At 72.0% G+C, this 11298-nt stretch carries 6 protein-coding genes; all 6 read left to right on the forward strand.

The genetic code is table 11. The features are described from left to right. Positions 1-333 precede the first annotated feature (333 nt). The 6 genes from D7V77_RS36135 to D7V77_RS36160 all read left to right on the forward strand — a co-directional run bounded on the left by D7V77_RS36135 (position 334) and on the right by D7V77_RS36160 (position 11296). Positions 334-741, forward strand: a complete 408-nt coding sequence (locus D7V77_RS36135; RefSeq protein WP_120580812.1) for a low molecular weight phosphatase family protein — start codon at positions 334-336, stop codon at positions 739-741. Between the two features lie 252 nt (positions 742-993). Continuing rightward, the gene (locus D7V77_RS36140; protein ID WP_120580813.1) at positions 994-1899 is read left to right on the forward strand and encodes a DUF2135 domain-containing protein; all 906 of its coding nucleotides are present in this window, start codon (positions 994-996) and stop codon (positions 1897-1899) included. A 30-nt stretch (positions 1900-1929) separates the two neighbouring features. Further along, the gene (locus D7V77_RS36145) at positions 1930-2562 is read left to right on the forward strand and encodes a DUF1175 family protein (RefSeq protein ID WP_120580814.1); all 633 of its coding nucleotides are present in this window, start codon (positions 1930-1932) and stop codon (positions 2560-2562) included. Then, complete coding sequence (locus D7V77_RS36150; protein WP_199733949.1) at positions 2559-4157, forward strand: hypothetical protein; 1599 nt, start codon at positions 2559-2561, stop codon at positions 4155-4157. Before D7V77_RS36145 ends, D7V77_RS36150 begins: the two co-directional genes overlap by 4 nt. Beyond that, positions 4154-8869: an MG2 domain-containing protein gene (locus D7V77_RS36155; protein WP_120580816.1), complete on the forward strand. Its 4716-nt coding sequence runs from the start codon at positions 4154-4156 to the stop codon at positions 8867-8869. Before D7V77_RS36150 ends, D7V77_RS36155 begins: the two co-directional genes overlap by 4 nt. Positions 8870-8872: 3 nt before the next feature. After that, positions 8873-11296, forward strand: a complete 2424-nt coding sequence (locus D7V77_RS36160; RefSeq protein WP_120580817.1) for a hypothetical protein — start codon at positions 8873-8875, stop codon at positions 11294-11296. Positions 11297-11298 lie beyond the last annotated feature (2 nt).

Genomic DNA, 11298 nt, shown 5'->3' on the forward strand with positions numbered 1-11298 from the left:
CTCCACAGCACCGCCGCGCGCCGCGACTGCCCCCGCCCTCCCCGGTGCGCCAGCAGGTCCACCACCAGCAGCGCCAGGAGCAGCGCCCAGAAGACGACCCAGGCCCAGGAAGGGGTGCTTTGCATGACCCCACCAACCTAGGCATCCCCCCGGCTTCCGACCGAGAGAAGGGTTCGCGCGGAGTCAAATCCTACCCATATCCGTCGTCATGACACCCCCTGTCAGGGGGACGTGATGGGCGAGGGCGAGCGTTGTCCTCTTCCCCACTCAGGATGTGATACTTCCCAGGAAGCCCAGGAACATCATGATTATCAACACTCCAAAGGCGGTGCGATGAACACGGTCATCTTCGCTTGTACGCACAACGCGGGTCGCTCGCAGATCGCGGCGGCCTTCTTCAACCTGCTGGCGGACCCGGCGAAGGCGCGCGCGATTTCCGCGGGAACGCAGCCGGCCGAGCGTCTGCATCCCGAGGTGCTCGCGACCATGAAAGAGATGGGCGTGGACCTGGGCGACGCGAAGCCGCAGCGCCTGACTCCAGAGCTGGCGAACAGCGCGCAGATCCTGGTGACGCTGGGCGGGCTGCCGGACGCGCCGTCGGTGACGGACCAGAAGCGCGAGGACTGGCCCATGGAGGACACGGTGGGCAAGTCCGCGGCGGACGTGGAGAAGATCCGCGACACGACGGCCGCCATGGTGTCGGACTTCGTGAACCGCCACGGCTGGGAGCGCCCGGCGTAGTCGGGTGCGGCGCAGCAGGGCCCTTCTGACGCGTGACCGTGGGTGTCCGGGCTCGTAGGCCGGGCGGACGGACGGACTCGCGAGGAAGGGAGGAGAAGGCCGCGACGTCCAGCGTCGCGGCGGGGGGGCTTCCCGGGCCTTGGCGCCGGTGGGGGCCGGGTGGCTTGAAAAGGGGTAGGGGCTTGCCGCACGCTGTGTCCCTTCGCGGACACGCGGTTCGCGCAGCTCACCTTCAGGTTCGCAGGCTCCACCATGCTCTCCGTCCTTCTCGCCGGGCTGCTCACGCAGACGGCGCCGTCGGTCTCCGCCCGCCAGCAGGGCGTGCCCATTGGCCGGGGCGACACGGTTCCCAAGGTGGTGTTGAGCGCGCCGTCCGGTGGGTGGACGGTGGACCGGATGCTGAAGATCGAGGGCACGGTGAGCGACCCCTCGGTGGATCCGGTGGTCGTGTCCATCAACGGCGACCGCTACCTGATGCGCACGCAAGGGGGGCGCTTCAGCCGCAAGTTCCCCGCGGCCAGCGGCAAGAACGTGGTGACGGTGATGGCCACCAACAAGGGTGGCACGGCGCGCGCGCAGGCGACGAGCTACGCGCAGGTGCCCTCGGTGCCGCTCAAGGCCATCCTCACGAGCGACACGGACGGCGTCTACACGGACCTGCACATCTACGAGCCCACGGACGCGAGCAGCGCGGGTGACACGCTGGACGTGACGTCCATGGCGCACGTGTACTGGGCGAACACGGAGAGCCCGTCCGGCGGCACGTTCTTCCTCAACGAGCAGGGCGGCGACTTCGACCAGCCGGCATACGGCCCGTACCTCTACATCCACCGTGCGCCGCCGACGGGCGTGTACCTGGTGGCGACGAACTACTGGCCCAGCGGTGACAAGGCGCACACGGTGGCCACGCTCAACCTGGCGCTCTTTGAAGGCACGCCGGGCGAGGTCCGCCGCCGCGTGCGCATCCCGCTGGCGACGCCGGGCACGACGCGCGTGCTCGCGTGGGTGAACATCCTGGGAGACGGGCAGGCGGAGGTGTACGTGCCGTCCGCGGATCCGAAGCCCAAGGGGAACGGCTGGCCCACGAACCTGGAGGAGGCGGTCAAGGAGCTCCAGAAGAGTGGTGACGGTGGCGGTGAGGGAGACGAAGGCTACTGAAGCGACCGGCGCTCCCGGCCCGGCCCCGCCATGCGCGTCCTGATGCTCACGTTGTTGTTGAACGCGGGTCCCGCTCCGTCCGGGACGGCCCCCGTGCGTGAAGGCGCGGTCATCGCGTCGGAGCCCGTGGCCGCGGAGACTCGCGCGCGGCTGCTCCGCAGGGAGGTCGCGCAGGTGGCGCTCGCGCAGGTGAAGGCTCCGGACGCCGCGTGGCAGCCGGCGCAGCGCGACTGCGCGGGCCTCATCCGCTACGCGTACCGCACGGCCTACCGGCGCGTGGCTTCCGAGCGCCTCGCCTCCCCGCTGTGGCGGGACGTGCGCGGCGGACCTTCCGACTTCGCGGACGCGGAGACGCTGATCAGCCGCAGCTTCGTTCCGCTGGGCCGGGGCGTGGACGCGCGCGAGCAGCTTCGCACCGGGGACGTGGTGGCCTTCCGCCAGGAGCACGACGCGGGCCCCGTCTTCCACCTGATGCTCGTGGTGCGCCCGGAGGACCGGGCCCATGCACCCGCGCGCGTCGTCTACCACCCCGGTGAGGCTGGAGCGCGCGTGCGCACCGGCATCCTGGACTCACTCGCCACCGAGGCGCCGCTGGAGTGGCGCCCCGTGCCGGCCAACGCTTCCTTCCTCGGCTTCTTCCGCTTCAAGGAGTGGATGTCATGACGTCTCCCGTGAGCCCGCCGCCCCCCGCTGGAGGCGGAGGCAAGGGCCCCTCGTCCGCCGTGCGCATCGCGCTCATCGGCGCCATCGTCGTGGGCGTGGGCGTGGGGGCCTTCGTCATCGGCCGCAAGAGCAGCGGCGGTGGCGGTTCCGGCCCCGCCTTCTCCTCCGGTGAGCCCAAGGGCCCGCCGTCCGCGGGCGCCACCGTGGAGGGCATGCCGGAGGTGTCCTCCGAGCCCACGAAGATGGAGGTGCCCGGCGCCACGGCGCTCCCCGCCATCTGGGTGGACGTGCACTCGCCCGTGAAGGTGCGCGACGCGCTGGCGCGCAACGCGTGGTTGAAGTCTCAGTGGGACAAGCCACTGGGCCAGGGCTTCGCGAGCGGCTGGGCCGCGTTCCTGGGCTCCACCGGCACCGACCTCAAGGCGTCCTTCAAGGGCGCGGTGCTGGACGTCGTCGTCGGGCAGTTGCTCGACACGCCGTTCCGCACGGTGTGGTTCTCTGGCGACGCGCGCGTGGGCACGCCCGCGCTCATCGTGCCGAAGGCGAACAAGACGTCGCAGTCGGCATGGGACGCGCTGGACTCCGTGGCGAAGCGCGGAGAGATGGTCGCGGACAGCTGCCCGACCGGCGGGGAGAAGGTGCCGGACGGTGGCTTCCACCTGTCGCGCTGGCTCGTCGCCGAGCAGACGGTGTGGGCCGCGCGCTCCGCGGACCGGCTGGTGCTGTCGCGGCACCCGGTGGTGGTGCTCCAGGCGCTCTGCACGGCGCTGCCGGAGCTGGACGCGGACAGTGGCGTGGACGTGGAGGTGGGCTTCGACCCGAACGCCTACGGCCGAGAGGCACAGCTCTTGACCCACGTGCTGGGCCTGGGCGAGGACACGCGGCTGCAACTGCGCGTGGACGGCGACCGGCTGGTGGCGAAGGGCATCGCCGGGAAGGTCGGCGGGATGTCGGTGGCCGTCGGCAAGCCCCTCTCCGACGACCTGCTCAAGCTGGTGCCCGAAGACACGCCGGTGCTGTTCGCGTTCCGGCTCACGCTGCCGGAGTCGCTGGAGCCCGCGCAGCTCAAGGCCTTCTGGAAGGGCGAAAGCCGGGCCCAGATGCGCATGCGCCAGGTGGCCCTGGCGTGGACGCCGCGCGGAAGCGCGTCGATGGAGCCAGAGCTGGCCCTGCTGTGGGGCGATGAGGAGGACGCGGAGGGGCTGTCCGCGCTGTTCTCCGGTGGCGCGCGGACGCTGGTGCGCACCACGCTGTGCAAGCACGTGGTGCTGGCCACGAGCCAGCAGGAGGTGGAGCGGCTCCAGAAGGCGTGCGAAGGCCGCGCCCCCAACATGCTCAACGCCGCGGGCCCCGTGGTGGCGGGGCTGCGCGCGCCCTCCACGGTGCTGCTGGGCGTCAACATGGGGCGGCTGCTCAGCGGGCTCGCCATGGACGGCTACACGTCCGAGGCGCGCGTGGACCGCTCGTCGCCCATGCCCAAGGCGCTGCCCCCTGAAATCGAAGCGGCCCGCCGCGACCTGGAGGCCCTGCCGTACCTGGGCTTCCGCGGCAACGCGCAGGGCTACGTCATGGCGTCGGAAGGATTTGGGACATGAAGACCTCCGTGCGTTTCGCGGCATTGGCCGCGCTCCTGTTGTCCGGCGTGGCGCTGGCCAAGCCGCTCTACATCACCGTCCCGCGCTCCTACGGCAGCAGTGAGCCGGTGGCCGTGGACGTCGCCTTCGAGGACAAGGGCCCCGTCGAGCTGCGCGTGCTCCAGCCCGCGAACCTGGACGCGTTCATCCGCGCGCAGGGCGACCTGCGGCGCGCGTACGAGACGCCGCCCACGCTGCTCAACCCGGGCCGTGGCCTGAGCCGCGGCCTCAACGCGGTGCGCTCGCCGGGCATCGTGCTGATGGAGGCGCTGTCGCCCGACTTCCGCCAGGAGGTGGGGACGTCGCTGCCGCCGCCGCCGGGAGAGTCCTCGTCCAGCGAGCCGCTGGCGAAGGTGGCGGAAGGGCCGGAGAAGCTGGTGGGCACGCCGCCGGGCTTCTCCGTGGTGCGCAGCCAGTGGCTCAACCTGGACCTGGGCGGCGCCAACCGGGACTTCAACGTGCCGGGCTTCGACACGGGAGACAGCAGCAGCGGCTTCCAGGAGCGCCGGGTGCTGCTCGCGCCGCTGCCCGCGGGCACCTACGTGCTCCAACTGGTGCAGGGCCGGGTGGAGGGGCAGGTGGTGCTCGTCGTCAGCGACGTTACCGTGCAGCTCAAGCAGACCGACGGCCAGGTGCTGGTGCGCGTGGCGGGGAGGGATCAGCAGCCGCGCGCGAAGGCGCAGGTGCAGGTGTACCTGCCCACGGGCAAGGGCCCCGCGGGTACCACGGACGACAAGGGCGAGGTGACGCTGGCGGTGACGGAGCCGCGCATCATCGCGACGGTGACGTCCGGGAAGGACACGGCCATCGTGGACACGGACTTCTACTCCACGCTGGCGGTGGCGCCGGACGTGTTCATCTACAGCGACCGGCCCGTCTACAAGCCGGGCAACGAGGTGAAGTTCCGCGGGCTCGTCCGTCAGCCGGACACGTTCCTCGCGCGGCTCTTCACGCCGAAGAAGCGCGACGTGCGCGTGAAGCTGATGTCGCAGGAGGGCCGCGAGATTGTCACGCGCGTGGCGGTGGATGAGTTCGGCGCGTTCAACGGCACGCTGAAGGTGCCGGCCGACCTGGGCACGGGCGTGCTGCGCATCGAGGCGGACCTGGACGAGCACCCCCACCAGGGCGAGGCGCGCGTGCAGGACTACGTGAAGCCCACGTTCTACCTGGAGGTGCAGCCCGCGTCGGAGACGGTGGTGCCCGGCCAGACGGTGAGCGTGACGGTGCGCGCGCGCCGCTACGCGGGCGGCGTTCCCAAGGGCGCGAAGTACGAGGTGTTCCTCTACCGCAGCCTGCTGGACGCGCCCGCGTGGGTGGACGACTCCGGCCGCGGCGGCCAGGGCAGCGCGGTGACGTACGGCTCGGCCTCCAGCAGCGAGGGCAAGCTGAGCGTGCCGGAGCGGCTGTACTCGTCCATCGCGGAGCGCCAGGCCGCGGGCGACCCGTGGTCCTCCGCGAGCGAGTTCGACGCGGAGGGCGAGGCCCAGGTGGAGGTCGCCGTGCCCCCGCTCGGCGCGGGCGAGGACCGGCTGCCGTACCGCTACAGCCTCACCGTGCGCGCGCGGGATGATCAGGAGACGTTCGCCACCGGCACCGCCGCCTTCTTCCTGTCGAAGGTGGAGGTGCTGGGCGTGGCGCGGTTCTCGGATGCGGTGGTGCAGAAGGGCTCGGACGCGCAGCTGTCCGTGCGCGCCACCACGCTGTCCGGCAAGGGCTACGGCGTCACCACGGGCGAGGTGGACTTCGTGCTGGTCCGCGCGGACGGCAGCGAGAAGACGCTGGGCACGCAGACCTTCACCACGCAGCAGGACGGCACGTCGCGCCAGAAGGTGCCCACCACGGACGTGGGCCGGGTGCTTGCTCGCGTGACGGTGAAGGACAAGAAGGGCGAGGAGTGGACGGGCGAGGAGTCGCTGCTCGTCATCGGCGGCGCGGACGAGCCCGTGGCTCAGGTGCCCAACCTCACGCTCGCGTCGCTGTCCGGCACGCTGGAGCCGGGCAACAGCGCGAAGCTGGTGGCGCTCATGCCGGACGGCTGGGGCCAGGACGGCAAGGACGTGGGGCCCGTGTGGGTGACGCTGACGGGCGCGAACCTGTACGGCACCGCGGTGGTGCGGTTGAAGGGCCGCACGCTGGTGCACTCCTTCCCGGTGGAGAAGCGCTTCGGCAGCGCGGTGTACGCGTCCGTGGCGTACCCCACGGCGACGGGCCGCTGGGAGGAGCGCACGGTGGCGTTCCGCGTGGTGCCCAAGGAGCGCACGCTCACGGTGGCGCTGCAGCCTCGCCGCGCGGAGGCGCTGCCGCTCACGGAGCAGGCCATCGACGTGCGCGTCACCGATAGCGACGGCAACGGCGTGTCCGCGCAGCTGTCCGTGGGCGTGGTGGACAAGGCCGTCTACGCCATCCAGTCCGAGTTCCGCCCTGGCGTGCTGGACTTCTTCTATCCGCCGGCGCGCGACAACGTGACGAACTTCTACTCGGCGGAGTTCCAGGGCTACGGCTACGGCGAGCAGCTGGCGCGCAAGATGGCGGGGCTGCCCGACCACGCGTTCGCGTCCATCAAGCCGCCCACCCGCAGCGCGAAGGACCTGGAGAAGGACACGGCGCACTGGGACCCCGCGGTGGTGACGGACCGGGACGGGCGCGCGACGGTGCGCTTCACGCTGCCCTCCAACCAGACGCTGTGGGTGGTGACGGCGGTGGCGGCGGACACGTCCGGCCGCTTCGGTGAGGGCACGGCGGAGTTCGCCACGCGCGGCGGGCTGAACGTCTACTCGGCGCTGCCGCAGTTCCTGCGTGAGGGCGACGAGGCGCTCGCGTCCGTGCGGCTGTCCGCGGGGACGAAGTCCAAGGGCAGCCAGGTGCTGGACGTGCGGTTGCAGCCGGGCGGCGCGCTCCAGGCGGACGCGCTCCAGCGCAAGGTGGAGCTGGGCGAGGGCGGCGAGCAGGTGGTGCCGGTGACGCTGCACGCGTCGAAGACGGGCCCGGCGCAGCTCTCCGTGGACGTGGTGGGCGGCAAGGATCCGCTGCGCGACCTGAAGCGCTTCGACGTGGCCCCGGCCGCCGTGGAGGACGCGGTGCAGGTGAGCGCGTGGGGCGGCGGCGCGCTGGCGCTGGAGGCCCCGGAGGCGTCCGCGTTGACGCGCGTGGAGCTGGTGCTCCAGCCGTCCACGGTGGACGCGGCGCTCTCCAACGTGCGCGAGCTGCTCACGTATCCGTACGGGTGCCTGGAGCAACTGGTCTCCACGACGGTGCCCAACGTGGCGGTGTACCAGGTGCTCCAGAAGGCGGGCGCGCTGGACAAGCTGGACACGGATTCGCAGGCGCTGCTGGCGGAGGCGCGCAGCCGCTCCGTGCAGGGCACGGCCCGCATCCTGGGGCTCGCGGTGAAGGGCGGTGGCTTCACCTGGTTCGGTGGCTACAGCGAGCCCAGCCTGCCGCTCACGCTCATCGCGCTGGACGGCCTGTCGTACGCGTCCGAGGCGGGGCTGGTGGACCGCGACGACGCGCGCATCCAGGAGAGCGCGAAGTGGCTGGAGGCGCAGGAGGGCCTGTCGACGGAGTACGACGCGACGCGCGCCTACGTGCTCGCGCGCCTGCAGGGTCCGCGTCAGGCGGCTCGGGTGCGCGCGCTGGTGGAGGCCGCGAAGCCGGGGGATTTGTACCCGCTGGCGCTCGCGGTGCTGGCCGCGGAGAAGGCGGGCGTGATGAAGGAGCCCGGCCTCCAGGGGCGCATCCAGGGGCTGGTGAAGGAGAGCGGCGAGGGCTTCGCGAAGCTCGCGGGGCTCCGGGGCGACGCGGAGATGTCCGAGGCGTTCTACCGCTTCCCGCTGCGGCGCGTGGGCCTCACCGCCATCACCGCGCACGCGGCGTCGTTCGGGTCGCTGGATGTCACGCGCGCGCGCAAGCGCATCCTGGAGATGCTGAGCGAGCCGGGCCTGTCCACCTTCGACCGGAGCACGGCGCTGTTGCACTCGCTCTGGCTGGTGGAGCGTGACGCGAAGGCGTTCAAGGGCATGGCGCCGCCGGAGGTGAAGGGTGCTTCGGCGCCGGTGAAGTTCACGACGCGCGGCATGGGCCTGGTGGCCACGCTGCCGGCGGGGACTCGCACGGTGGACGTGGGTGGCTTCGATGGCGTGGCCACGCTGCGCGCCGCCGCGATGACGCCGCTCAAGGACGTACAGCCGCGCGTGAACGGCATGTCCGTGGAGCGCGCGTACTACGTGCTGCGCGAGGGCGGGAAGGTGAAGTTGGACGCGGGCGTGCAGGTGACGCAGGGCGAAGAGGTCTACGTGGAGCTGACGCTGGACGCGCGCGGGGAGAACCGGGCGCGCTCGGCGTACTACGTGGTGGAGGACGCGGTTCCGGCGGGCTTCGTCCCGCTCCAGGAGGACAAGTCCTTCCGCGGTCCGCCGCACTCGCTGCCGCTGGCTCCGGAGGCGCTCAAGCGCCGACAGTTGGACCCCTCGCACGCGACGTTCTTCTTCGAGGAACCGGCGTGGTGGAGCGACAGCCCTCGCACGGTGGGCTACGTGATGCGCGCGCAGTTCGCGGGCACGTTCGCGGCGCCGCCCGCGACCATCGAGGACATGTACTCGGCGCGCATCCGGGGCCGCACGGCGTCGGACGTGTTGAAGGTGGTGCCCTCGAAGACGTCCGTGAGTGACCTGTAGCCCATGGGGTGGGCCGTCGCCGTCGCCGTGCTGTTGTCGGCTTCGCCCACCTTCGTCACTCGGGGGGATGTGACGCCCGAGGCGGACCTGCGCCGTGAGGCCCAGGCCGCATGGACGTCACTGGAGGCGCAATACGCGGCGCAGGCGGGTGGCCTTCCCACGAGGGCCCCCGCCACCGTGACGATTCAGAAGGGCACGTCGCTGACTCCCGAGCGCAACGCGCAGGGCCGGCCCGGCGTGGTGGAGCTGCGGCAGAACACGCCCGGCGTGCTGGACGCGAAGACGCGCACGGCGCTGCGGCATGAGCTGGCGCATCAGTTGCTGTGGTGGGCCTGTCCCGCGTCCAGTGAGGACCGGCTCTTCCACGAAGCCTTCGCGCTGACGGTGAGCGGCGAGCTGCCCGCGTGGCGTGACGGTCCCTATCAATCGCTGTCGCGCGCGGCGAAGGAGGTGGCGAGCGCGCCAGCGGTGGACACGTCGCGAGCGAGAAGGGGACTCGCGCGCATCCTGGGTGAGCACACGGGGTTTCCCGCCGCGCTGACGCGCAGGCTGCGCCAGTGTCATGACGGAGCGCGGTGGGCAGCGCCCCTAACGGTGGAGGAGCTGGCGGACGTGGCGGTGCTCGCGCCCGAGGCGGCCACGGTGGTGGTGAGCCGGCATTCGGGAGAGGTGTTGTTCTCGGAGGGCGACGTGCGCCGCACGGTGCCCTATGGCTCCACGCTCAAGCCGTTCCTGTACGCGGCGGGAACCGTTGTCGCGCGAGGAGGTGCTTCGCCTGGCGATGCCAGCGGCTCCGACGCACGTTCGATGACGGTCGTTGCACCCGAGGGGCGCGGCACCGCACTCCTGGGCTCGGGCCGTGTGGAGTCCGGCGCACCTGCGAAGACCGCGGCCGCCACACCCGAAGGTGCGGGGCATGCTGCTCCGGAGGCCAACGCGCCCCCACTGCTCGCGCCGCGCCAGGGCGTGCAGGAGTGGGCTTGCGGCGCGGGCCTGCCTGCGAAGGTGGACGCGCGGCTCGCGCTCCTGCGCTCGTGCAACGGCTGGTTCCTGGACTGGGAGGCCACGGGCCTCGCACCGAAGGCCTTCGGTGTCTGGGGCCCCGTGCTGTCCTCCGTGGGGCTCACCGGCCTGCCCACGGACATGACGGAGGCCATCGGGCTCCGCTCCGCTCATGGCCTGTCTCCGTGGGGCATGGCGCAGGCGTACCGGTTGCTCGCGGAGGCGCGGCCGGACGTGCTCGCGCTCCTCACCGGCAACGTGGACGAAGGCACGCTCAGTGGCCTCTCCACATCGAAGGCCCTCAAGGGCGTCGCCACCAAGACGGGCACCGTGCGCGACGCCGCGAGCCGCCCGCAGTTTGGATGGATCGCCGCCGTGGACGCGGACCTCGTCGCCGTCATCGTGCGACCCGGCAAGATGCCCCGGCACTTCGTGGATGAACTCCCCGCGCTCCTCACCCGCGTGCGCCGCCAGGCGGGACTGGAGGCCGCGCGAGTGCAGGTGCTCGGCCTGCTGCCCTCCGCGACCGTGGAGGCCCGCTGCTCGGGCGCCGGCTTCTCCCTCGATGACGGCACTCCGCGCGCCGCGCCACCGGACTTCTCGCGCCTGGATGCGCTCACCGCGAAGGGCCCCTCCGTCTGCCTGGGCAGCCCGTGGCGCATACGCTTCCCGGACGGCCCCGACGGTGGCCGCGACTACGCGGGCGTCTTCACCTGGTCCACGCCTCCGCTGTATCGCCCGCCACCCGGCGTGCCCACCACGCCCAGCGCCCTCAAGGCCCGGCGTGGCTCCGACTTCGTCTTCCGCACCACGCGCGTGCAGTACACCGCCGGGGTCGTCGCCGCCGAGGACGTCACGCTCAAGGGCGAAGCCCGCGTCGCCCTGGCCCGCGTCGCCGCGCACAACGAGCGCCACGCCGACACCCGCCACTCCGGCCGCGCCCTCTGCGACACCACCCACTGCCAGGCCTTCCGAGGCACCGTGCGCATCCGTCCGGAAGAGACCCGCGCCCTCCAGCTCCCAGCCTTGAAGTGGGACGCGTGGCTCACCTTCTCGCAGGGCGGCGACACCCCGTGGCGCGAAGCCCGCCCCCGGACCGAGGTGGAAGCCCTGCTCGGCACGAACCTCGTCTCCCTGCGCTTCGAGTCCGGCCGCGTGCGCTACCTGCGCACTGAAGGCACCCCCGTCGCGCCCTACGAGGACGCGCGCTCCCTCCCGTGCGACACGCTGCGCGCCGGCCTGAAGCTCCCCTCCTGCCCCCAGCGCGCCTCCTTCGACGGACCCCAGGTCCTCTTCGAAGGCCAGGGCCGTGGCCACGGCGAAGGCCTGGACGTGGAAGCCGCCAAGGCCAGTCCCGGCCTCTCCAGCGACGCCCTCCTGGAGCGCGCCTTTGGGGCCTGGGGCACCCGGTCTCCCACCCCCTGAGT

It is taken from the genome of Corallococcus sp. CA041A, assembly GCF_003612075.1.
In the GTDB taxonomy this organism is placed as follows: domain Bacteria; phylum Myxococcota; class Myxococcia; order Myxococcales; family Myxococcaceae; genus Corallococcus; species Corallococcus exiguus.

Coding starts and splice junctions, on each gene's coding strand:
- D7V77_RS36135 (WP_120580812.1), top strand. CDS start 334: ATGAACACGGTCATCTTCGCTTGTACGCACAACGCGGGTCGCTCGCAG.
- D7V77_RS36140 (WP_120580813.1), top strand. CDS start 994: ATGCTCTCCGTCCTTCTCGCCGGGCTGCTCACGCAGACGGCGCCGTCG.
- D7V77_RS36145 (WP_120580814.1), top strand. CDS start 1,930: ATGCGCGTCCTGATGCTCACGTTGTTGTTGAACGCGGGTCCCGCTCCG.
- D7V77_RS36150 (WP_199733949.1), top strand. CDS start 2,559: ATGACGTCTCCCGTGAGCCCGCCGCCCCCCGCTGGAGGCGGAGGCAAG.
- D7V77_RS36155 (WP_120580816.1), top strand. CDS start 4,154: ATGAAGACCTCCGTGCGTTTCGCGGCATTGGCCGCGCTCCTGTTGTCC.
- D7V77_RS36160 (WP_120580817.1), top strand. CDS start 8,873: ATGGGGTGGGCCGTCGCCGTCGCCGTGCTGTTGTCGGCTTCGCCCACC.